Source organism: Nigerium massiliense (assembly GCF_000826085.1).
Lineage (GTDB): Bacteria > Actinomycetota > Actinomycetes > Propionibacteriales > Propionibacteriaceae > Propioniciclava > Propioniciclava massiliense.
The window spans coordinates 706,455-728,952 of the sequence record NZ_CCYM01000003.1 but is presented as its reverse complement, the minus strand read 5'-3'; the positions used below and the strand labels follow the sequence as shown (position 1 = coordinate 728,952).

At 71.4% G+C, this 22,498-nt stretch carries 20 protein-coding genes and 1 tRNA gene; 14 read left to right on the top strand and 7 right to left on the bottom strand.

Going from position 1 to position 22,498, the window contains the following annotated elements; genetic code table 11:
* Window positions 1-66: 66 nt before the first annotated feature.
* The 3 genes from BN1187_RS09820 (at window position 67) to BN1187_RS09810 (ending at window position 1,539) form a co-directional block, all read left to right on the top strand.
* Window positions 67-747: a histidine phosphatase family protein gene (locus BN1187_RS09820; RefSeq protein ID WP_052462577.1), complete on the top strand. Its 681-nt coding sequence runs from the start codon at window positions 67-69 to the stop codon at window positions 745-747.
* Complete coding sequence (locus tag BN1187_RS09815; RefSeq protein WP_040161274.1) at window positions 744-1,385, top strand: histidine phosphatase family protein; 642 nt, start codon at window positions 744-746, stop codon at window positions 1,383-1,385. The genes BN1187_RS09820 and BN1187_RS09815 overlap by 4 nt, the downstream gene beginning before the upstream one ends.
* 78 nt (window positions 1,386-1,463) lie before the next feature.
* Window positions 1,464-1,539 (top strand) — tRNA-Ala (locus tag BN1187_RS09810).
* 128 nt (window positions 1,540-1,667) lie between these two features.
* Here the strand turns inward: BN1187_RS09810 and BN1187_RS09805 are convergent.
* A complete protein-coding gene (locus tag BN1187_RS09805) occupies window positions 1,668-2,924 on the bottom strand; it encodes an FAD-dependent monooxygenase (protein WP_097677327.1) in 1,257 nt (418 codons plus the stop codon).
* A gap of 138 nt (window positions 2,925-3,062) precedes the next feature.
* Here BN1187_RS09805 and BN1187_RS09800 point away from each other — a divergent pair, with 138 nt between their 5' ends.
* Window positions 3,063-3,596: a TetR/AcrR family transcriptional regulator gene (locus BN1187_RS09800; protein WP_162182378.1), complete on the top strand. Its 534-nt coding sequence runs from the start codon at window positions 3,063-3,065 to the stop codon at window positions 3,594-3,596.
* A 184-nt stretch (window positions 3,597-3,780) separates the two neighbouring features.
* On the opposite strand, the gene BN1187_RS13895 is transcribed toward BN1187_RS09800, so the two are convergent.
* Entirely contained in the window at window positions 3,781-4,491 is a 711-nt protein-coding gene (locus BN1187_RS13895; RefSeq protein WP_175576990.1) for a hypothetical protein, read from the bottom strand.
* Between the two features lie 245 nt (window positions 4,492-4,736).
* Between BN1187_RS13895 and BN1187_RS09780 the strand changes: the two genes are divergently transcribed.
* Complete coding sequence (locus tag BN1187_RS09780) at window positions 4,737-5,621, top strand: MurR/RpiR family transcriptional regulator (RefSeq protein ID WP_040161270.1); 885 nt, start codon at window positions 4,737-4,739, stop codon at window positions 5,619-5,621.
* Between the two features lie 60 nt (window positions 5,622-5,681).
* Here the strand turns inward: BN1187_RS09780 and BN1187_RS09775 are convergent, their stop codons facing one another.
* Complete coding sequence (locus BN1187_RS09775; RefSeq protein WP_390620229.1) at window positions 5,682-6,641, bottom strand: YeiH family protein; 960 nt, start codon at window positions 6,639-6,641, stop codon at window positions 5,682-5,684.
* A gap of 250 nt (window positions 6,642-6,891) precedes the next feature.
* Here BN1187_RS09775 and BN1187_RS09770 point away from each other — a divergent pair, with 250 nt between their 5' ends.
* Window positions 6,892-7,815, top strand: a complete 924-nt coding sequence (locus tag BN1187_RS09770) for a LysR family transcriptional regulator (protein WP_040161265.1) — start codon at window positions 6,892-6,894, stop codon at window positions 7,813-7,815.
* Between the two features lie 39 nt (window positions 7,816-7,854).
* Here the strand turns inward: BN1187_RS09770 and BN1187_RS09765 are convergent, their stop codons facing one another.
* On the bottom strand, window positions 7,855-8,406 hold the full coding sequence (locus BN1187_RS09765; protein ID WP_218184634.1) for a YetF domain-containing protein: 552 nt from the start codon (window positions 8,404-8,406) through the stop codon (window positions 7,855-7,857).
* 129 nt (window positions 8,407-8,535) lie between these two features.
* On the opposite strand from BN1187_RS09765, the gene cobF reads away from it, so the two are divergent.
* Window positions 8,536-9,351, top strand: a complete 816-nt coding sequence (cobF, locus tag BN1187_RS09760; RefSeq protein WP_052462575.1) for a precorrin-6A synthase (deacetylating) — start codon at window positions 8,536-8,538, stop codon at window positions 9,349-9,351.
* A 204-nt stretch (window positions 9,352-9,555) separates the two neighbouring features.
* Window positions 9,556-10,140 (top strand): TetR/AcrR family transcriptional regulator, encoded by a 585-nt coding sequence (locus BN1187_RS09755; RefSeq protein ID WP_040161259.1) that lies wholly within the window; start codon window positions 9,556-9,558, stop codon window positions 10,138-10,140.
* Window positions 10,141-10,236: 96 nt separating this feature from the next.
* On the opposite strand, the gene BN1187_RS09750 is transcribed toward BN1187_RS09755, so the two are convergent.
* Window positions 10,237-11,052 (bottom strand): transglutaminase-like domain-containing protein, encoded by an 816-nt coding sequence (locus BN1187_RS09750; RefSeq protein ID WP_040161255.1) that lies wholly within the window; start codon window positions 11,050-11,052, stop codon window positions 10,237-10,239.
* Between the two features lie 95 nt (window positions 11,053-11,147).
* Here BN1187_RS09750 and BN1187_RS09745 point away from each other — a divergent pair, with 95 nt between their 5' ends.
* Window positions 11,148-12,083, top strand: coding sequence for a hypothetical protein (locus tag BN1187_RS09745; protein WP_147675107.1), 936 nt, complete (start codon window positions 11,148-11,150; stop codon window positions 12,081-12,083).
* A 36-nt stretch (window positions 12,084-12,119) separates the two neighbouring features.
* The gene (locus BN1187_RS09740; protein ID WP_052462574.1) at window positions 12,120-13,430 is read left to right on the top strand and encodes a glycosyltransferase; all 1,311 of its coding nucleotides are present in this window, start codon (window positions 12,120-12,122) and stop codon (window positions 13,428-13,430) included.
* Here the strand turns inward: BN1187_RS09740 and BN1187_RS09735 are convergent.
* On the bottom strand, window positions 13,420-13,875 hold the full coding sequence (locus BN1187_RS09735) for a hypothetical protein (protein ID WP_040161247.1): 456 nt from the start codon (window positions 13,873-13,875) through the stop codon (window positions 13,420-13,422). The genes BN1187_RS09740 and BN1187_RS09735 overlap by 11 nt on opposite strands.
* A 397-nt stretch (window positions 13,876-14,272) precedes the next feature.
* Here BN1187_RS09735 and BN1187_RS09730 point away from each other — a divergent pair, with 397 nt between their 5' ends.
* Window positions 14,273-15,235, top strand: a complete 963-nt coding sequence (locus tag BN1187_RS09730; protein ID WP_040161245.1) for a DUF4192 domain-containing protein — start codon at window positions 14,273-14,275, stop codon at window positions 15,233-15,235.
* 180 nt (window positions 15,236-15,415) lie between these two features.
* Window positions 15,416-17,920, top strand: a complete 2,505-nt coding sequence (gene leuS, locus BN1187_RS09725) for a leucine--tRNA ligase (protein ID WP_040161244.1) — start codon at window positions 15,416-15,418, stop codon at window positions 17,918-17,920.
* 89 nt (window positions 17,921-18,009) lie between these two features.
* On the opposite strand, the gene BN1187_RS09720 is transcribed toward leuS, so the two are convergent.
* Window positions 18,010-18,924: an endonuclease/exonuclease/phosphatase family protein gene (locus BN1187_RS09720; RefSeq protein WP_040161243.1), complete on the bottom strand. Its 915-nt coding sequence runs from the start codon at window positions 18,922-18,924 to the stop codon at window positions 18,010-18,012.
* A 428-nt stretch (window positions 18,925-19,352) separates the two neighbouring features.
* Here BN1187_RS09720 and BN1187_RS09715 point away from each other — a divergent pair, with 428 nt between their 5' ends.
* Together BN1187_RS09715 and BN1187_RS09710 are read left to right on the top strand one after the other, a co-directional pair.
* The gene (locus BN1187_RS09715) at window positions 19,353-20,162 is read left to right on the top strand and encodes a ComEA family DNA-binding protein (RefSeq protein ID WP_052462573.1); all 810 of its coding nucleotides are present in this window, start codon (window positions 19,353-19,355) and stop codon (window positions 20,160-20,162) included.
* Window positions 20,159-22,477 (top strand): ComEC/Rec2 family competence protein, encoded by a 2,319-nt coding sequence (locus BN1187_RS09710; protein ID WP_072042037.1) that lies wholly within the window; start codon window positions 20,159-20,161, stop codon window positions 22,475-22,477. The genes BN1187_RS09715 and BN1187_RS09710 overlap by 4 nt, the downstream gene beginning before the upstream one ends.
* Window positions 22,478-22,498 lie beyond the last annotated feature (21 nt).

The following is a 22,498-nucleotide window of genomic DNA, read 5'->3' as shown; positions in this document are numbered from 1 at the left end:
CTGGGGCATCCGGACGCGGGCGATCGCGTAACCCGGCGTTCAGGCGCGTTGGGTACGGTCGGTGCCATGAGTGACACCCGCCTGATCCTCGTTCGCCACGGTGAGACCGACTTCAACGCCCAGGGCAGGTTCCAGGGGAGCTCGGACATCCCGCTGAACGAGCGCGGGCTCGCTCAGGCCGCCGCCGTCGCGCCGTGGATCGCCAGGCTCGGCGCCGACCACATCGTCTCTTCCCCGCTCGGACGCGCCCGGCAGACGGCGCAGGCGATCGCCGAGCCGCTGGAGCTGTCCGTCGCCACGGACGAGCGGCTCGTCGAGATCCACTGCGGGGAGTGGGAGGGCGAGCTGTTCGCCGACATCATCGCCGCGAACCCCTGGTACGTCGAGTTCGAAGAGGCCGGACGCGACTTCCGCCGCTCTGATACGGGCGAGACCCAGAGCGAGGTGGGCCTGCGGGTCGGCCGGGCGCTGCGCGAGCTCGCCGAGCGACACGCCGGCCAGACCACCGTCGTCACGGCGCACGGCACCGCGATCAGGATGGGGATCCTCGACGTGTTGGGACTCGACCTCGCCCCGGGTCGCATCTTCGGCGACCTGCTCAACTGCTCCTGGTCGATCCTGGAGCCCGGCGAGCACCGCTGGCGACTGGTCACCTACAACGCCGTCGTCCCCGGCGCGGCCGAGGCCGGGACGCGGGAGCTGGAGGACGAACTCACCCGTTCGGCCGCCGGTACCCTGGACGCGTGAGCCCCACCCGCCTCGTCCTCGTCCGCCATGGCCAGACGGAGTGGAACCTGACGGGACGCTTCCAGGGCCAGGCCGACATCGAGCTCAACGAGACCGGACGCGGGCAGGCCCGCGCGATGGCGCCGTTCGTGGCCGCCCTGGAGCCGGCGGCGCTGTACTCGTCCGATCTCAAGCGCGCGCTGGTGACCGCCGAGACGATCGCCGATGCCACCGGACTGGACGTGCGCCCCGACGCCCAGTTGCAGGAGATCAACGTGGGCACGTGGGCCGGGCGGTACTCGAAGGACGTCCGCGCGGAGCTGCCCTGGTTCGAGGAGAAACTCCGTACCGGGCAGGACTTCCGCCGCTCCGACACGGGGGAGACCGGCGCCGAGCTCGGCGACCGCGTCGGCGCCGCGCTGGCGGACATCGCCGGCCGGCACCCCGAGCAGACGGTCGTCATCGTGGGGCACGGCATGGCGCTGCGCTACGGGCTGGCCCGCCTGCTGGGGTGGGACGAGCAGGTGCTGCTCGGACTGACGGGGCTGTGGAACTGTTCGTGGACGGTGCTGGAGCTCCGCGACCGGTGGAAGCTGCTGAGCTACAACAACGTCCCGACCGATTTCAGCGGCGTCCTGCCCAGCCTGAACGCGCCGTAGGCGTCCGGGGGGCCGCTCGATTTCGTGTTGGGGGCGGCCATGGGTTAGTATCTCTGTCTGTCCGCAAGGGATAATCGCGGGGCTATGGCGCAGTTGGTAGCGCGCTTCCATGGCATGGAAGAGGTCAGGGGTTCGAATCCCCTTAGCTCCACCAACGGGAACGAATCGGGTCAGCGGTCGAACGTGAGTCGAGAGACCCTTCAGATTCCAGGGCCCCACGGCTCGGCATCTTCTCCTTACGTCAGTGTGTTTGGTTACCCCGGTATGTCGTCGGGACGGTTGTCAGGCCGCTCGAGCGATCTCAAGCAGGTCGTCGCCCCGTTTTCGCACGGCCGGGACGTGGCTGGCGATCCTGCCGAACAGCGGGTTGCTGATCAGCCGACGAAGCACCCCGAGGGTGCGGCGTCGGGTCCGGGCCTCCTTGGGGTCAGCGGGGGTGAAGTTGAGGCGGTTGCGGACGCCCAGCCCTTGGAACGTGTCGACGTAGGGCCGGATGGTGTCCTCCCACTTCTGCAGCGCCCGCTCGATATCGTCGGGATTCTCGGCCAGCAGTGTGCCGAGGAGGTCGGCGCCGCCGACGGCGGTGGTAGCGCCCATGCCCGAGTAGAGGCAGGGGCACCAGGCCGAGTCGCCGACGAGGACGACGCGGCCCTCATGCCAGCGGTCCATCTTGACCTGTTCGACGGAGTCGTAGAGGAACTCGTCGGTGTGGTCCAGCGTGTCGAGGGCGAAATCGAGGATCTCGCCGGCCGGTTCGGGACCGTAGACTTCGCGGAGTCGGTTCCGGACGCCGACCTGCCGGGCCTTCGTCCGCTCAGCGATGGGGTCGTCGGTGCGGTAGGAGAAGAGCGCGGTCGGGGCGTGGTCGTCGAACGGGAAGGCCCAGAACGACCGTCCGGGCTCGGCGATGATCGCCCCCTCGTTGGTCTGCATTCCTGGGAGCGCGTCCGGAAGTTCGAAGGCGCAGATCATGTAGCCGAGGCGGTGAATGAACTCCTCCTCGGGCCCGAAGACGAGCGCGCGGACGGAGGAGTGAATGCCGTCGGCCCCGACGACGAGGGCGAACCGCTCGGTGATGGACTGGCCGGTCGTGGCGTCCGCCAGAGTCACGACGACGCCGTCCGGGCTCTGGACGATCGCGGTAGGACTGGTCGAGTAACGGATCTCGATGTCGGTGGGGAGTGCGGCGAAGGCCGCATTCTCAATGTCGCTGCGAAGCAGCATCCAGGACGAGACACCGATGTGAGAGGCGGAGAACCCGATGCCCTGGGCGCGATTGCCCGCACGGTCCATCTCGTAAGTGACGCTGCCGGCCCCCAGCCGATCGTGCATCGCGTCGAGGTAGCCGAGGCGCTTCGCGGCTGACTGTCCGAGCCCGAAGAAGCCCATGAAGTAGCCGCCGCGGCGACGCTGCGGCGCCCGCTCTACGATCACGGGAGTCCAGCCGGCCTGGTGCAGTGAGATCGCGGTCGACAGACCGCTGATCCCCAGTCCAACGACCAATGCCTTTGGCCCGGGCGTGATGTTCGTCGTGGCCATGGATCATCCTTCCGATCCGATAAATGGAGCAATTCGCTCCGGTGATATGTTGAGAATAACGCTCCGGTTGATGCGGGGCAAGCGACGAACGATCGAAGGGCGAGGATGCGAGCGGACGCGGAGGCGAAGCGGCAGGACGTGCTGGACGCAGCATGGCGGGTCATGGCGGCGAAAGGTTCGGACGTGTCGACGCGGACGATCACCGAGGCGGCGGGGGTCGGGGCGGGAACCCTGTACCGGCACTTTCCGACCCGCGATGACCTCGTCGTGGGTGTTGTTCACGAGGTCGAGCGCCGCGTCCGCGCGGTTATCGATGCCCATGAGGACGGGTGGACCCGCGACGCAGTCGCGACGTGGCAGGACCTCGTCCACGACCTCGCGGACTTAGGGATCGGCGCGATTGCGTTCCAACTCGCTCCGCTCGCAGAGCGGCATCCGGGGCTCGCCCGAGGAAACGAAAGCCGGGCGGACGACTTGTTCGGAAGCGCGCTGAGGCGGGCGAAGTCCGCGGGCGTCGTCGCCGAGGACGTCGACGTGATCTGTTTCTTCCTCGGCCTGGCGACCGTCACCCGGCCGTTGCCAGAACACGCCCGCGTGTCGCGGCCACATCAGCAGGACTGGCTCGTGGACGTCTACCTTCGTGGGTTGCGGCCCTCCGCCGACGGTGACTGACCAGGCCCATCGCCGGGATCGGGCGCCGTGGGTGCGGACGCGCTTGGCTGCGGTCCGGTCGGTTCGGCGGCGCCGCCCGCCACGGCGGGCTCGAAGGTGCCCTTGTCGGCGAGTACTGGCCGGGTGTTGGTCAGCGTCGGCAAGAGGGCGATCTTCTGCCAGATCTTGCGGGACATGCCGGTCGTCAGCTCCTCGAGGCCCTCGATGGTCTGAAGCACGGTTTGATCGGTGCTGTGCTCGGCGAACAGGGCAGCGGTTTTGCTGACGAGCGACAGCATCTCCGAGCAGTTGTCGAGGTAGGTGGCGAGGTCGCCGGCGTCCATGCCGATGTCCACGGTGGCGCTGGTGGAGCGGAAGCCGGGCGGAACCGCTCGGGGTCCTTGGTGAGCTGGTGCATGTCGATGACGTGGGCCAAGGAGCGCAGCCGGTACAGCGCGGCCAGGTCGTGCTCGCGCTGCGCCCGGTGCGGGAGTTGCCACAGGAAGTACACCGCGATGCCGGCGAAGACGAGGTCGTTGACCATCGACTCGATGAGCGGCGCCCACTCCCACCAGGTCTCCGGCTGACGCGCGTTCGCGCTCTGCACCAGCAGGGCGCCGAGCCCCACGACCACGACGGACAGGAGCGCAACGATCAGGATCCGCGAGCCGTAGCGGGAGGTCCGGAACGAGCGCGGCTGCGGCTGAATCAACAGGTCGTCGACGGCCTCGCCGATGGAGCGGCACACCTTCGGCAGGTTGCGGCCGGGAAAGCGGGCCTCGATGCGCCCGGTCAGCCGGTCGACGGTCGCCTTCACTGCGTAGGGGTCCAGATGCTGGTAACGAGAGCGAGTGGCGCGGCCGCCGGGCGCCTGGCCCACCGGCGCGGATGCGGCGGGCACCGGGTCGTGGGTCATGCGCGCCATGGTAGGGGCGGATTGGGCGAGCCGGCTGCAGCAGGCCCCTCGTCACCGGTACGGCGCGCGAGAGCTGTCCACGCTTGCCTGGCCGGCATCCCGGGGACGATTCCTGCGTGTACCGGCGCGCGACACCCGTCCGTTCTGGGTAGTCTGACGCCCGGGAACCACGGGTGGCCGGCACTGCAGCCGGACCGGCGCATGCCCACCAGCTTGCGCTTCGAGGGTGCCTGACAGGAGAGGCCGTGGGCCCGAAGGACGCTGTGTCGTCGCCCGACGTGCTCAGTCGCATCGGCGCGCTGCTGGAGCAACTGCCCGCCTCTCAGCGGGCGGTGTGCCGCGTGCTGCAGGAGGATCCCGGCCAGGCGGCGGGGCTGACCGTCACCGAGCTCGCCGAGCGCGCCGGGACGAGCACGGCCACCGTCATCCGGACGGTCCGGGAACTCGGCTTCCAGGGGTACGCCTCGCTGCGGCTCGCGCTCGCCGTGCAGGGGGCGAGCGGTGAGCGGGCCGCCCAGGTCGCCGACATCGCCGAGGAGGATTCCCTGGGCACGGTGCTGGCGAAGCTGGCCCGGTTCGAGTCCGAGCAGATGCACGCGACGGCCGAGCTGGTCGACCAGCAGGCGCTCGAGGCGGTCGTCGACGCCGTGACGGGGGCGCGCCGCATCGACGTGTACGGCATCGGCGCGTCCGGCCTCGTCGCGCACGACCTGGAGAGCAAGCTGCTGCGCATCGGTCTCAACGCGCGCGCCCTGACCGAGCGGGACAGCGCCCTGGCCAGCGCCTCCCTGCTGACCGCCGAGGACGTCGCCATCGGGTTCTCCCACGCCGGCGAGAACCCCGGTACCTGCGAGCCCCTCGCCCTGGCGCGGCGGCTCGGCGCGGCGACCGTCGGCGTCACCGGCCGGACGCGCTCGGCGATCACGTCGGTGGCGACGCACGTCATCGCCACGGCGGGGCGCGAGTTCGGGCTCCGCTCGGCGGCGATCGCGAGCCGCGCCGGGCAGCTGCTCATCGTGGACGCCCTGTTCGTCGGCGTCGCTTCCCGGGTGCCGGACGCCGCCGAGGCCCTGCGCCGGACGTACGCCGCGGTGGCGAAGGCGAACGCTCCCGGCGGCGATCCGGGCTAGCCGGCGCAGCCGGAGGGCGCGTCAGGGGACGCTGACGCGCACCGATGCCGGGTGCTTGCCTCAGCCGGCCAGCATGACCCCGGCGAACGCGGTCGAGGCGACCAGCACCGTGGAGAGCGCGGCCAGGACGACCGGCCGCGCTCCGACCTGCACCAGCTGGCGCACGCGCACGCCGGTGCCCAGCGCGAACATCGCGGCGGCGAGCAGCAGCGTCTGCAGGATGCCCCCCGCCTGCAGCACCCACGGCGGAAGCGGCACGAACGAGCGCAGCAGCACCATCGCCAGGAAGCCGATGATGAACGGCGGCACCAGGGGCGGCAGCTTCGTCCCCGCCGAGGGCTCACGGCGCCGGCGCTCGCGCACACCGAGGATCGCCACCACCGGCGCGAGCAGCAGGACGCGGGACAGCTTCACCACGACGGCGAGCGTCAACGCGGTGCCGCCACCGAGGATCCCGCCGGCCGCGACGACCTGGGCGATCTCGTGGATGCTGCCTCCCGCCCAGAGCCCCGAGCGGTGGGCCCCGAGGTGGAGCAGGTTCGCCAGCAGGGGCACCAGCGGGATCATCAGCGTGCCGAACAGCACCACGAGGGCGACGGCCATGACGGTGTCCTCCTCGTGCTCGCCGTCGGGCTCCGTCACCCCTGCCGCGCCGGCGACGGCCGCTGCGCCGCAGATCGAGAAGCCGCAGGCGACTAGGATGACCAGCTGAGGAGGCAGCCGCAGGGCGCGCCCGATGAGGACGGTGCCGAGGATGCCGACGGTGACGATCGTCACGATGACGGCCAGCATCGGGACGCCAAGCCGGGCGATGTCTCCGATGATCAGCTGCAGCCCGAGGAAAACGATGCCGGCGCGCAGCAGCACCTTGGACGAGACGGCGGTGCCCGGCGCGAGCCGCTCCGGGAGCCGGATGGTGTTGGCCGCGATGACACCGAGCACGATCGCGATGATCAGGGCGCTGACCCCGCTGACTCGGCCGAGGAAGTAGGAGACGCCCGCCACGGCCAGGCAGAGCAGGAGGCCCGATACCGGCGACGGCTTGCGGGTGGGCCCGTCCGTTCCCGTCGCGGGTTGGGAGGGCCCTGTGCGGTCGGCGTCGGGACAGTCGGCGGGGTCGGCGGGGGCGGGGTTGGGAGGGCCCTGTGCGGTCGGCGTCGGGACAGTCGGCGGGGTCGGCGGGGGCGGTCTCGGGCATGGCATTGAGGGTTCCAGGGGGAGGGGTCCCCGCGGTAGCCGGGATCGCACCATGAGGCCATATCATTTCGATGTGGCTGCTCCGCTCCCGAACCTTCAGGCGCTCGCGCTGTTCGTTGCGATCGTCGACGAAGGTGGCCTCGCCGCGGGCGCGAGGAAGGTGGGCGTCTTCCAGCCCAACGCGTCCCGGACGATCGCCCATCTTGAGGCCGAGACCGGGTTGGCGCTGCTCGACCGTCACCCGCGGGGATCGCGGCCCACATCGTCGGGACGGCTGTTCGCCGCCCACGCGCGGGAGCTGCTGGCGGCCGCCGATCGGTTCACCGACTGGCTCGAGCACAGCCAGCACCCCGACGTCGTCGAGCTGCGCGTCGGCGCCAGCCTGACCCTCGCCGAGAACCTCCTGCCCGCCTGGCTCGCCGAACTGCGGCGGCGCTCACCGGGGGTCCGGGCCGACCTGCGCGTCGAGAACTCAGCCCAGGTGTTGGACGACGTGCGGTCGGGACGCCTGCAGCTCGGCTTCGTCGAGACCCCGCACGTGCCGGCGTGGGTCAACGCCGAGGTCGTCGCCGAGGACGAACTGGCGGTCGTGATCGCGCCGTCCCACCCGTGGGCCGAGCGCCGCACCCCGGTTGCGCTGGCCGAACTCGCCGCGACGCCGCTGGTCGTCCGCGAGGACGGGTCGGGGACGCGGGAGGCGTTCGAGGAGCTGGCCGACGGCGTCGCCCTCGCTGAGCCCGCGCAGGTGCTCGCCAGCAATGCGGCCGTGCGGCTCGCCGTCGTGGCCGGGGCTGGCCCGGCGGTGCTGAGCGTCCTGGCGATCCGGGCGCAGCTCGCCTCTGGGGAGTTGCTGCGGGTGCCCTTCGCCGGGGCGCGGCTGCGGCGTCCGCTCTCGGCGGTGTGGACCGGACCGCGCCGGTTGAGCGGCCCGGCCGCCGAACTGGTGGCGGTCGCTCGGGACGCCGGACGGGCCGCCGCGCCCGCCCAGGCCCGCTGAGCCGCCGACCGACCGGGTCGGCGATCCCTGACGCGCGGGTCAGCGCACCGCGTCCGCGGGGATGAGGTCGCGGCCGACGATGTCGTCCAGCAGCGCGGCGTCGATGCGGTCGCCGCGGCGGATGATCGTCAGGCCGCCGCGGTTCTCGAGGATGACCGCCACGGCGTCCTCGAGGTGGACCACCCCGGCGCGCCGGAGCTTGCCGTGCAGCTGCTGTTCGGTCAGCCCGCGATGCCGTAGCTGCTCGGGCAGGCACGACCCGTTCACCATGACGACCCGCGCGCGGGCGCCGGCGAACTGCGGCATGCGGCGCAGGGACGCGAGGCGTCCCAGGGTGAGCTCCAGCACGAGCAGCGTGACCACCGCGACGACGCCGCCGCCCAGCGTGGGGAAGTCACCCAGCATCGAGCGAGCGGTGAGCGCGCCCAGCAGCGTCGTCACCGCGAAGCTCAGCACCGAGGTGCTCGCCAGCAGGCGTGGGCCGGCGACGCGCAGGACCGTCACGAAGAGCACGTACAGCACGACGGTCGCGAGCAAGACGCTCAGCGCGCCGACCGGCGTGATGCCGAGGTGGGACCAGATGTCGCTCATGGGCGTCATTGTGCTCCCGCCGGTGGGCCGGTCGGCCGCACCGACAAGCCGGGACGGTCAGGCCCGCCCGGAGTTCGCGGCCCGGGGCGCTAGCCTGACCGAGACGTCCCGTCCGCCTCAGGAGAGCCGATGCCCGCAGCCGTCCCCGCCCGTCCCGCCGCGCGTACGCTCCCGGAGGGAACCTCCGCGAGCCGAGAGCTGGTGTTGATCGGCATCGGTGCGGGCGACCCCGACTGGATCACCCTCGCCGGCGTCCGCGCGCTCGAGCAGCTGGACGTCCTCTTCGTCGTCCTCAAGGAAGGGGAACTGGACGACCTCGTCGAGGCCCGCCGCGTCCTGGTCGAGCGCCACCGCAGCGAACCGCTGCCCGTCGTCGAGCTGCAGGACCCGCCGCGCCCGTGGCGGAAGGCGCCTGACTATGACGCGGCGGTCGCCACCTGGCGCGCGCAACGCCTCGAGCAGTGGACCGCCGCGGTCTCCGAGCACCTCGGCGCCGGGCAGACCGGCGGCTTCCTCGTCTGGGGCGATCCGTCGCTCTACGAGAGCACGCTGGCGATCGTCCAGAAACTCGCCGCCGCTGCCCCCGACCTGATCGACGTGCGGGTGATCCCGGGCGTCAGCTGCGTCCACGCCCTCACCGCCGCCCACCGGGTGCCGCTGAACCGGCAGGGCCGCGCGGTGCAGATCCTGCCCGCGCGGCTGATCGCCGGCGGCGTCCCCGCGGATGTCGACGATGTCGTCGTCATGTTGGACGGCCGCGAGACCTTCGCGTCCATCGACCCCACCGGGCTGGACATCTACTGGGGCGCCTACCTCGGCACGCCGGACGAACTGCTGATCAGCGGTCCGTTGGCCGACGTGGCCAACGAGATCGCCGAGGTCCGGCGCGCTGCTCTGGAGCGGAAGGGCTGGGTGTTCGACACCTACCTTCTCCGGCGGCGCTGATCGGCGCCCCCGATCAGGGCACCTGTCACCATTTTTGGGGACAACGATTTCGGAAACTTTGCGACGGATGTACTGCGTTTGCCCAGGATTCACTCCTAGGATGACCAACAACAGCGACAAGAGTCGCAATCCCTCGGGGGAGGGACGCACGGGACCAAGCCGGCGATGCCGGGCTGTGCGAGTTATATCAATGAGGGGGAATCAATGCCCAAGATCACTGCTCCCACGGTGAAGGAACACCGCGAGGCAGTTCTGACCAAGCTGGTCGACGCGGCCGAAGAGATCCTGCGTGGGGACGGCAAGACGCCGCTCACCGCAGGGGCTGTGACGTCGCAGGCCGGTATCGCCCGCAACAGCATCTACCGCTACGTCGACTCCGTCGACGATCTGCGCGGCCTGGTCCTGCAGCGGTACATGCCGCGCTGGCAGTCGGCCGTCGACGCCGAACTCGAAGGCGTCGAGGATCCGCGCGAACGCGTGCTCGTCTGGGTGCGCGCCAACCTGCGGCAGGCCTCCATCAACGGCCACGGCTGGATGATGCAGGTCGCGCAGAGCCAGCGTCCGTTCCGGGCCGGCGCCACCGAGGCCGGCAAGGACGGCCAGGACTTCCTGGGCGATCGGCTCAACGACCTGATCCGCGACATGCCGATCCAGGCGGAGTTGATCCGCGCCGTCGTCGAGGCGGGGTTCCGCGCCCTCGACGCGGGCTCGTCCTTCGAGGACGTCAGCCACTGGGCGGAGGTGGCCGTCGGGGCGCTCCTGCCCGAGACGGCCAGCAAGGTGGCCTGAATCCTCGTCTGACGGCGCAGGATGGCGTCCCCAACTCGTGTGAGGAGGGGGCGCCGTCGCGTTCCCGGGCTCCGGAAGCGCCGGTCGGCGGGACCGTCAGGACGCCACCTCGTCGGCGAACACCGTCATCCGCTTGAGCCAGGGCGCGCCGAACGTGGTCGCCATCGCCACGTCGGCGGCGTCGCGGCCCCGGGAGATGAGGACGCGGCCCTTGCGGCGCGCGTTGTTGCGCGGGTCGAAGGTGAACCAGCGGCCGTCCAGGTAGACCTCGAGCCAGGCGGCGAAGTCCATGGGCGCGGGGTCCGGCGGTACGTCCATGTCGGGCAGGTACCCGAAGACATAGCGCGTCGGGATGTTCAGCGCGCGCATCAGCGTGACGCCGAGGTGGGTGAAGTCGCGGCAGACGCCGTAGCCGCTGACGTAGACGTCCAGCGCCGTGGACGTCGCCTCGCTGCTGCCGTACTGGAAGGTGAGGTGCCCGTTCACGTAGTCGCAGATGTCCTGGACGCGGTCGTAGTTCGCGGGCTTGTTGCCGAACAGCTTCCAGGCGTGGCGCCGCATGACGTCCGAGGGGCAGTAGCGGCTGGGCAGGGTGTAGACGAGGTATTCGCCCGGGATGTCCTCGGGAGCGCATTGCATCGCCCCCGAGTCGGCCTCGTCCAGCTCGTCGGGAACTTCGACGAGCGCGTCGTACTTCGACAGGGACTCGCCGTTGGGCAGCATCACGCGGACGCCGCGGTTGGCGTACAGGTCGGTGAACTGCTCGACGTCCATGCCGGCATCGTTCAGCCACGACTCCTGCAGGAGGTTGACCCGCGGCGTGTCGAGCACCTGGACGTTGTACACGGCCGGGGTCGGGACCGACGCGACGTGGACGAACTCGCAGCCGACCCGGATCTTCCTGGAAGTCATGGGTGTTGGTCTACCGGACGCGGGCGGCCTGCGGCAATCCATCTCAGCGAGCCGCTAGGGTTGCGGGCGACATCGCCTTCCACCCAGGGGTGCCCGTGCATAGCTTCCTGAACTATCAGAACGTCGGTTTGGGCGTCCTGATCGTCGCGGTGGCATCGCTGCTGTTCGCGACCGGCGCCACCATCCAGCATCTCGCCGCGGCCACCGTCGTCGATCCGGACGCCGAGAACAAGTCGATGAACCTCAAGCAGCTCTGGCGACTCATCACGACCCCGCGGTGGCTCGGCGGCCTCGCGCTCATCACGATCGGTGCGCTCGCGCACATCACGGCGCTGATGATGGCCCCGGTGACGGTGGTGCAGCCGGTCGGCATCCTGGCCGTGCCGTGGTCGGTGCTGATGGCCGCCAAGATCCACCGCCACAAGGTCACGGGGACGATGTGGTTCGCGGTTCTGCTGACCGTCGTCGGGGTGGTCGGCTTCACGGTCATCTCCGGGACGAACGCGGCGCTCGACACGCGGGTCGAGCCGCCCATCGTCATCCTGGGCTGCGTCGTCATCTACGCCATCGGCGCGTTCTTCGGGATGCTCGGCTGGCGCGGTAAGAACGGCATGTTGCGGTCGATGATGTGGGCCACCGGCGGCTCCTTCTTCTACGGGCTGTCGTCGGCGCTGATCAAGTCGGTGTCGGTGATGATGCGGGACGCGCAGTTCCAGACGTCGCCGCTGTTCTGGGTGATCGTGCCGTTCCTCGTCGGCTGCTACCTGATCGGCGGCGCGATGATCCAGCAGGGGTATGCCACGGGCCCGGCGGAGACGGTCGTGGCGTCCATGACCGTGACCGACCCGATCGTCGGGGTGTCGTTCGGACTGATCATCCTCGGGGAGGGCGTGCTGATCAGCCTGCTCGAGGCGTCCGGCATGGTCGTCGCCGCGGCCATCGCGGTCTACGGCGTCTTCCTGCTGAGCAAGCACCACCCGGACGCGGTCGAGCGCCGCGAGGCGCAGCAGTCCGCCGTGGGCAGCGGCTGACGCATGGGTTCGGGGCGAGGACGCTACGGGGAACGGGTGACGACGCCCGCCCCGGGGCAGTTGCGCGTGGCCGTGCTCACCGACGACTTCTACCCTGACTCGGGCGGGGTGTGCCGTTCGATCGAGTTGCAGGTCGCCGAGCTGGTGCGCCGGGGCCACCATGTGACCTTGATCTCGCCGCACGTGAACTTCACGCCGCCTCCGCACGTGGACTATCTGACGGTGCCGACCTGGCGACTCCCGCACACGCCGAGCCATCTATGCTCGCTGCGCTGGTCGACGCGGCTGGCCCGCCGGTTGAGCCGGCGGTTCTCCTTCGACGTGGTGCACAGCCAGAACGAGCGCGGATCGATGTTGCTGGCCGCCAAGCTCGCCCGCGTGCAGGGCATCCCGCACGTGCACACCTTCCACTCCAATTACGCGGGGACGCATGCGGCGGTCCCCCTGGGGGCGGCGCTCGTCTCGGTCGCCTTCCTGCCGCTGGTGGTGCGTCTGCTCGCCGGTGCGTCGGGCCGAGCCCCGGTGGCGGTGCGGCGCCCCCCGGTCGATCCGGGGGAGTCGTCGCGCTTCGCGGCGGGGGACTGGATGGCGCTGGCGCGTCTGGCGTCCTGCATCGACGCGTTCACCTCGCCGGCGCCGTACGTCATCGACACGATCGCGGCGGCCGCCGGGACGCCGACGGGTGCGCGCGGGCGCGTCGTACCGAGCGGCGTCTCGGGGCAGTTCGTGGCCGCCGAGCGGCGGCGGGGGAGTGACGGCCCGGTGCGGTTCCTGAGCTGCGGACGCCTTTCCGCGGAGAAACGCGTCGACCAGATCGTGCGGGCCTTCAACGCGCTCGACCGCGACGACGTCGAACTCGTGGTCGCCGGCGGTGGCCCGGACGAGGGGCAGCTGCGCGCGCTCGCCAAACAGGGCCGTCCCACCCAGGTGACCTTCACGGGACACATCGGCGACGTCGGCGAGGTCGCGCAGACCGTCGCGGACGCGGACGTGTTCGTGCTCGCGTCCTACCGGTTCGACACCCAGGGGATGGTGCTCGCCGAGGCGGCCGCCGCCGGGACGCCCATCCTGTACTGCGACGACCGGCTGCGCGTCGGGGTCGGACCGGACAATGCCCTTCTGGTCGGGCCGGATGTCGCCGACCTGGCCGCCGGGATGCGGGCGCTGGCCGACGACCGGGAACGCATCGCCGCGATGGCGGCGGCGTCGGCGACGCTGGCGCCCGGGCTCACGACGGCGGCCATGGGGGAGCGGTACGAGCGGGTCTACCGGGACGCCGCCGCCCGCGTGGCTTCGGAGACCGACGGCGCCGCGCGGCCCGACGGGACGGGCGCCGTCAGGCCTTGATCGGCAGGGCGGAGATCTGCCGCCCCCCGGAGGTGGTCAGGATCAGCGTCGCCGACCCGCGCTCCATCGGAATATAGACCCAGCCCGTCTTGGTGCTGCCGGCCACCAGGGTGCCCGTGCCCATCTCGGGTTGGCGGGGGCTGGCGCCCGGCCGGAGCACCTCGGTGCCGTTGTTCTGGAACGCCACGAAGCCGTACGTGACCAGCCCGCGGTCGGCGTAGACGGCGACGTCGAGCAGCACGCCGCCGTCGACCCACTCCTGGTTGAGGATCTCCCAGCGGCCGCCCGCGTCGGGGTTCGACGGCATGGCGAAGGGCATGCCCGGTCCGGACGCGCTGGGCGCCGGGGCGCCGCTGCTCGGATTGGAGCCGGGGATGATGTCTTGAGGGCGGTTCAGGAACGTGGCGGCGATGATGATGCCAGCGACCACGGCAGCCGCGATCACCCAGAGGATCCACGTGCGGCTCTGGCGGGGCGCGGCGTAAGTGGAGATGTCGTTGGGACGCCGAGCTCCTGCTCCGGGCTGCTGCCCGCTCTGCTCGGGGGAGGGCCTGCCTCCGGCGGGGGCCAGGCCGGGGAGGGAGCCTGGCCGGGCTGGTTCGGCGTCTGTCCCGCGCCGGGTGCGTTCGCACCGGGCTCGCTCGGCGGACTCCAGCCGCCCGCGCCCGAGCTTCCCGGCGGCGGCCCGGGCCAGCCCTCGTTCTGCCACGTCATGGTTCCCCAGGCTACCGGCCGGAGTGGTCCGCGGAGGCGCACCGCAGACGCCTGTGGAGAACGGGTCCCTTTCTGCAGACGCCTGTGGACGCCGACGCGTGGGAGCCGTCGGTCTCCCTCGTGGGGGCATGACCACCACGCCGCCGCCCGTCGCCGTCCGCATCGCCTCGACCGAGGACCTCCTCGGCATCGTCCCCTCGCTTTTGGGCTTCCACCCGGGCGAATCCCTCGTCCTCATCCTCGTCTGCGCCGGCCGCCTCGAGGTCACCGCGCGGGGCGACCTCGCCGAGCTGACGGACTACGCCCGGCTCGAGGACTCGTTCGGGCTCGTCCTCGACCGCTTCCCCGGGGCGGAGGTGTTCGCGATCGCCTACACGCCCGATCCCGTCGCGGGCTGGCGGGTGCTGGACGACGTCGGCCGCCTCACCTTGTCGTGGGCCCGCCGGGTGCACGTGGACGGCCAGCGCTGGTACGAGGCGCCGGGCGGCCCGGGGCAGCCGTACGACCCGTCGGCCACGGCGTCCGCCGCTGCGGCCACGTTCGCGGGCATCACCGTGCGCGGCAGCCGTCCCGAACGGCTCGCGGCGCTCGAGGGCACGTACCGTGAGGAGGACCGAATTCGGGCCGCCACGCGGGTGTTGGCCGAGGCGGTCACCCCCGCCGAGCTGGCTGCGCGCGCCGACGCGGTCGCGCGCGAGTTCCTGACCCGACCGGAGACGGAGGGCGCGGCGCTGTCGCTGGCCGACCGCGTCCTGCTGGCAGCCGACGTCGTCGATGGGGACGCCCGCGAGGCGCGGATCCTTGGGCTGAGCCGCGACACGTCCGTGCGCATGGTCGCGCTGTGGTCGCAGGTCGTCCAGGGGGCGCCGCAGGCGCTGGCAGGAGGGGCGTGGACGATGCTCGCCGTCTCGGCGTGGGTCCAGGGGGACGGCGCCCTGGCCAGGCTGTGCCTGGAGCAACTGCTGCGCCTGGACGAGTTCGACCCCTGGGCGGAGTTCGTCGGCCTCGCCTGCGATCAGGCCGTCAACCCCGAGTGCTGGGATCGCATCCGCGCTGACTACCTCCTCGTCTCCGGACGGGTGCCGATCTGAGCCGCCCGAGACGTGTCCGGCAGGGGCGCCGCGGTGAGCTAGACTCGCCGACGTGGATCGTCACCCGCGTCGGCAGAAGCGACTTCTTCGCCAGCCGCGAGCCTGAGATCAGGTGTCGCGGCGCCCCTTGATGCCTCCAGGCTGACAGGGGCTTTTTCATGCCGTTGCCCGTTGTGATCCATGACAACCGAGTACAGGAGATGTTCGACAGTGGAGACCGTCCGACCCACGTATGACGCCGCGGCAGCGCAGGAGCGCTGGCAGAAGTTCTGGGAGGAGAACCAGACCTTCACCGCTCGCGATGACGATTCCGCGGAGCGGCGCTACGTGCTCGACATGTTCCCCTACCCGTCCGGTGACCTGCACATGGGCCACGCCGAGGCGTTCGTCATGGGCGACGTCGTGGCGCGCTACCAGATGATGCGCGGCTACGACGTGATGCATCCGATCGGCTGGGACTCGTTCGGGCTGCCCGCCGAGAACGCGGCCATTCAACGCAACGCCCACCCGGCCGAGTGGACGTACAAGAACATCGAGACCCAGAAGAACTCGTTCAAGCGTTACGGACTGAGCTTCGACTGGACGCGCGAACTGCACACGTCCGACCCGGAGTACTACCGCTGGACGCAGTGGCTGTTCCTGCAGTTCTTCTCCCGCGGGCTGGCCTATCGCAAGGCGTCCTTCGTCAACTGGTGCCCCAACGACCAGACGGTGCTGGCCAACGAGCAGGTCGTCCAGGGCGCCTGCGAGCGCTGCGGCGCGGCGGTCACCAAGCGCCGCCTGACCCAGTGGTACTTCAAGATCACCGACTACGCCCAGCGGCTGCTGGACGACATGGAGGCGCTGGAGGGCAAGTGGCCCGACCGCGTCCTGGCGATGCAGCGCAACTGGATCGGCCGCTCTCAGGGTGCGTACGTCGACTTCGAGGTCGAGGGACGCGACGAGCCCCTGACGGTCTTCACCACGCGCCCCGACACGCTGTTCGGCGCGACGTTCTTCGTCGTGGCCCCGGACGCCCCGATCGCGGAGGAGCTGGTCACCGACGAGCACCGCGCCGAGTTCGAGGCCTACCTGGACAAGACCAAGGCCGCCTCCGAGATCGAGCGTCAGTCGACCGAGCGCGAGAAGACCGGCGTCTTCACCGGACGCCACGCGATCAACCCGGTCAACGGGGAGAAGCTGCCGATCTGGGCGGCCGACTACGTGCTGGCCGACTACGGCACCGGCGCGGTCATGGCCGTGCCCGCGCACGATCAGCGCGACCTGGAGTTCGCGCAGAAGTTCGGCATTCCGGTGCGTGTGGTCATCGAGACCGGCGAGGCCGACCCGAACGAGACGGGCATTGCGACCGCCGGCGACGGCGCGTACGTGAACTCCGGCGAGCTGGATGGGCTGACCGACAAGGCGTCCGGCATCGCCACGATGGCCGAGAAACTGGAGGCCGAGGGACGCGGCCGGGCCGCGATCACCTTCCGGCTGCGCGACTGGCTGCTGAGCCGTCAGCGCTTCTGGGGCTGCCCGATCCCGATCATCCACTGCCCTTCGTGCGGCGAGGTGCCGGTGCCCGAGGACCAGCTGCCCGTGAAACTACCCGACCTGCGCGGCGCCGACCTGGCCCCCAAGGGCACCAGCCCGCTGGCGTCCGAGGCCGCCAAGCAGTGGCGCGAGGTCGCCTGCCCGCGCTGCGGCGGGGCCGCCGAGCGGGACACCGACACGATGGACACCTTCGTCGACTCGTCCTGGTACTACTTCCGCTACTGCTCGCCGAACGACGTGACGGCCCCGTTCGACGTGGCGGCGACGAAGCGCTGGGCTCCCGTCGACCAGTACGTCGGCGGCGTCGAGCACGCGATCCTGCACCTGCTGTACAGCCGGTTCTTCACCAAGGTGCTCCACGACGCCGGCCTGATCGAGTTCACCGAGCCGTTCACGCGGCTGCTGAACCAGGGCCAGGTCATCAACGAGGGCAAGGCCATGTCGAAGTCGCTGGGCAACGGCGTCGACCTGGGCGCGCAGATCGACCAGTACGGAGTCGACGCGATCCGCACCACGATCGTGTTCGCCGGGCCGCCGGAGGACGACATCGACTGGGCCGACGTGTCGCCCGGCTCGACGGCGAAGTTCCTGCAGCGGGCCTACCGGCTGGCCGCCGACGTGACGTCGGAGCCGGGCGCGGATCCGGCGTCCGGTGACGTCGCCCTGCGCCGCACCACGCACCGGGCCATCGCCGACATCACTGAGGCGCTGGAGTCGCAGCGGTTCAACGTCGTGGTCGCGCGCATCATGGAGCTGGTCAACGGCACCCGCAAGGCCATCGACAGTGGCTGCGGGGCGGGCGATCCGGCCGTCCGCGAGGCGGTCGAGTTCGTGACCCAGTCGCTGTCGACGGTCGCGCCGTACCTGGGCGAGGAGATGTGGGAGGTGCTGGGCCACGAGCCGTCGGTGGCCCGCTCGTCGTGGCCCGTGGCCGAGGACGCGCTGTTGGTTCAGGAGGCGGTCACCCTGGTCGTGCAGGTGCAGGGCAAGGTGCGCGCCAAGCTGGAGGTCCCGGCGTCCCTCACCGAGGAGCAGGCGACCGAGGCCGCGCTGGCCGACGAGGGCGTCCAGCGGGCGTTGGCGGGCCGCGAGGTCGCGAAGGTCATCGTGCGCCTGCCGAAAATGGTGAGCATCGTCCCGGTCACGTAGCGCCGAGGATTGAGAGGGCCGGACGCGTGCGTCCGGCCCTCTCGTCTGTGCGGGTCAGGCCCGTGCAGGCGGGGCTCCGTCTGTGCGGGTCAGGCGATGGAGAGGTCCGCGATCAGCCCGAGGTGGTCGGTGCCGGCCACCTTGAACGTGCGGACGCTTTGAACCGTCACCTTGTCGTTGACGAGGACGTGGTCGATGGTGATCACCGGCGGCATGGGTCCGAAGCCCTGAGCGGGGAACGTCGGCTGCCAGCCCATGCCGGCCTCGGCGGCCCCGTCCTTCAGGCCGGCGGCGTCCAGCTGGCGCAGGGTGATGTGCTCGGCGACCGCGTTGAGATCGCCCATCGCCACGACGGGCTGATTCATGGAGGGGCGAACCATGTCGCGCAGCAGCTCGGCATCGTGCAGCCAGGTCCAGTTGCCCGGGCCGACCATGTTCTCGGGGTGAGCTGCGGCGATGACGACGTCGCGGCCCTTCGCCTGCGACAGGCGCACCAGGTACTGGTTCGGCTGCCCGACCGGCTCGCCGACCGGGGTCAGCGGGCGCTTGGCCCGCACGATCGTGCCCATCGGCGCCCACCAGTCGGGTCCGTCGAAGCCCTCGGAATAGGGGTATTCCTTCACCAACCGGGACGACTTCAGCCGGTCGTCGGCGCTGGCCGTGTACTCGAGCAGAATGACCACGTCGGGGTTCGCCTCGGCGACCTTCTGGTTCAACTGGTCGAGGTCCGCCTGCCCCCACAGCAGGTTCAACGACAGAACCCGCAGCGGCGTTCCTGTCGCGGCGGGCGCCTGCCGCGGCCAGTACGGCTGGGTCCAGAGAACCTGGACGACCAGGGCGGCCGCGGCGACGATCGCGAGGAGCGGGCGCCACCACCCGCGTGCGCACACCAGGAAGATCACCAGCGTGATCGCCCACAACACGATGCCGTAGGGGATGAACGAAGCCAACATCGCGACGGCGGCCCGGGTGGTCTGCAGCCGCGGAAACACGTACAACGCCATCAACGTCCCTGCCAGGAGCGCACAGCCGACCCCGACAAGAAGAAACAAGTGGCGCCCAGCGTCTCGAATCGTCACCTCACTAGTGAACCAGGGCGGACAAGGTCGTTATCCACAGGGCACGAGAAGGTGACGGATTCGGGTCGCGGATTCCCATCGTGGCAGGCATGACGACGATGCGGTGGTTGCGGTCCGACGAGGCGCTGAGCGACGTTGTCCGCGCGAGGTTGGCGGAGATGGCACCTCCCGGCGGCACTCCGGCGATCGCGGCTCACACTCCCGGCTCGTCGGAACACCGAGGAACAACCGGTCTGCCACGGCGGGCGATCGGGCAGGCTCCGCCCTCATGGAGTGACGGCGTCGATGCCGCAGCGGAATCGGCGGTCCGGCCGGGAACCGCCGATCGCGCCGTCGAAGACCGATTCGCCGAGGTGCTCGGCCTGGAACGCGCCGACGAGGGCGTGGCACGCGCGGGGCTGACGTCGGATCCCTCGGCCGGCGACGGCGGGCGAGAGGCCGGGCCCGCCGCCGGTTGGCGCGGCGTGCTGCGGCGCGGCGTCGAACTGGGGCGTGAACACCTCGCGGTGATCGCCATCATCGTGCTCGCCGGCTGCCTGTGGACGGGCTACTCGATGGTGCAGGCGCGCAGCGAGCCGGTCGCCGCGCCCGCCGTCCAGGAGCCTGCAGGACCGCCGTCCGGGCCAGCCAGCAGCCCGCCGTCCGGCCCGCCGGGCGCGGGTGTGTCGGCGACGCCGGCGCCGCGGCTGCGGGTGCACGTGCGGGGACAGGTGAAGCGTCCCGGGGTGGTGAGCGTTCCTGAAGGGGCTCGGGTGCTGGACGCCGTCAACGCGGCGGGCGGTCTGACCGCCGGCGCGCGTCCTGGAGACCTGAACCTGGCCGCGGTCGTGCCGGATGGCGCCCAGATCGTCATCGGCGACCCCTCCAAACCCGGTGGGCGCGTCGTGGCCGGGCTCACGGGGGAGACCGGTGGGGTCGCGGCGGCGCCAGCAGCGGGTGCCGCGTCCGGGACGGCCGGCACGGCGACCACGAAGGTCAACCTGAACACCGCAACCGCCGAGCAGTTGGACACCCTGCCGGGGGTGGGCCCGGTGATGGTGCAGAAGATCCTGTCCTGGCGGCAGGAGCACCAGCGGTTCAGCCGGGTCGAGGAGTTGCAGGAGATCGACGGCGTCGGGCCCAAGACCTTCGAGCGGTTGAAAGACCAGGTCACGCTCGGGTGAGCGTGCAGGAGCGCGAGCGCGTTGACCGCCGGCCAATCGCGCTGGCGGTTGCCGCCTGGGCTGCCGGATGGCTGGCGACCTCCGGGTCGGCGGCGTTGGCCGGCGGCGGGGCGGTGGCGGCCGTCGTCATCGGTGGAGCGGGGTTGCTCCGGCGCCGCCGTCTGTGGACGGCGGTGGCGCTGACCGCGGCGGCGGTGTTGCTGATCGGCTGGCTGCAGGTCTGGCAGCGCGAGCACGATCCCGTGCGGGCGCTCGGCGAGTCGGGCGCCGTCGCCGTGGCCGACCTGCGGCTGCAGGGAGGTGCCCGGTACCACGAGGCCGCCGGCACGAAGCCGGCGTGGTGGTCGAGCCGGGCGGTCGTCCTGCACATCGACGCGCGGGGTCGTGCCTGGACGTCGGGTGCCCCCGTCGATGTGAGTGCGACCGGCGACGCGGCGCAGGAATGGCGGCGGCTGCCGTTGGGGTCGACCGTCCGTGCCACGGTGCGGCTCGGCGCGCCAGAACCCGAAGAGCCGCTGGTCGCGACGATGCGCAGCCGCGCGTCCCCGCGGGTGATCGCGCCGCCCGGCGGCGTCGATCTGGTCGTCGAGCGCATCAGGTCCGGACTGCGGGCCTCCTGCGCCGGACTCAGCGCGGAGCCGCGTGCCCTCGTGCCGGCGCTCGTGGTGGGGGACACGTCGGCGATGACCGACGACCTCGTCGCCCGGTTCAAAGTGACCGGCCTGACGCACCTGACCGCGGTCTCGGGCGCCAACCTGACGCTGCTGCTGGTCTTCCTGCGGGCGCTCGCCGTCGGGGTCGGCTTCCGGGGCCGGTGGCTGACCGGGGTGCTCGTCGCGGGGGTGGCCGGGTTCGTGGTGCTGTGCCTGTCGGAACCGTCCGTGGTGCGAGCCGCGGCCATGGGGCTCGTCGGGCTGGCCGCGCTCGGCCGGGGCGGACTGGGACGCCAAGGGCTCCGGTATCTGTCCGTCGCGGTGCTCGGGTTGGTGCTGCTCGACCCCTGGATGTCTCGGTCCATCGGCTTCGCGCTGTCGGTGCTGGCCTCCGGTGGGCTGCTGTGGTGGGCCGGGTCGTGGACGCGGGTGCTCACCCGGTGGATGCCGCGCTGGTGCGCCGAGGCGCTGGCCGTGCCGATGGCCGCGCAGCTCGCGACCCAGCCGGTCGTCACGGCGATCTCGGGCCAGGTATCCGTGGCGGGGCTCATCGCGAACGCTGTCGCGGGACCGCTGGTCGGGCCCGCCACCGTGTTCGGGTTCATCGCCGCGGGATTGTCCGTCGTCTGGCTGCCGGCCGCGGCGGCGTGCTCGCGGCTGGCGGGCTGGTGTGCCCAGGGGTTGTGCTGGATCGCCCGGCTCGGCGAGGTCCTCCCCGGGGCGACGACGTCCTGGCCCGCGACCCCGCCCGCGATCGCGCTCGTCGCCGTGACGTCGCTCGCGGCCGCCGTGGCGATGCCCCTGGTGCTGGCCCGTCGGAGTCTCACGCTGGCCCTGGTCGCGCTGCTCGTCATCACGCTCACCCGGACGCCGTCGCCGCCGGGGTGGCCCCCGCGCACCTGGGCGGTGGTGGCCTGCGATGTGGGGCAGGGCGACGCCATCGTCCTCAACGCGGGCGGAGGCTCCGCGGCGGTCGTCGACACCGGCCCGGAGCCGGCGAAGCTTGCCGCCTGCCTGTCGTCCCTCGGCGTGCACCGGGTGCCGCTCGTTCTCGTGACCCACCTCCACGCCGATCACGTCACCGGGCTCTCGGCGTTGCGGGGACGCGGGGTCGAGGCTCTTGTCACGTCGGTGGTCCGGTCCCCGCCGTCGGGGGAGGCGATCGTCGAGCGGCTCGGGGTTCCCCGGCACTTCGCGCGGCCCGGCCAGGTGTGGACGTCCGGGGCGGTCCGTGTGGAGGTGCTGGCCGCGCCCGACCGGGCCCCGGACTCGACGCGCGCCGAGGAAGGGGAGTCGTCCGCGGAGAACGACGAGGCGCTCGTATTGCGCGCGCACGTGGGCGGGCTGACGGTGCTCATGGCCGGTGATCGGGAAGACGCGGGCCAGGAGCGGCTCCTCGGCCTCGGCGGCGCTGCAGACGCCGACGTGCTGGTCGTCCCGCACCACGGCAGCTCGCGGCAGTCGCCCGGCTTCCTCGCGCTCACCTCGCCTCAGGTCGCGCTGGTGAGCGTAGGGGCGAAGAACGACTACGGGCACCCCACCGCGAAGACCCTGCGCCTGGTCGCCGGCCTGGGCGCACGGATCGTCCGCACCGACGAGCAGGGTGCCATCGCGGTGGCCCGACGGGAGGAGGGACAGCTATGGGTGACGACCCAGCGATGATCGGCTGCGCGTCTACGCCGA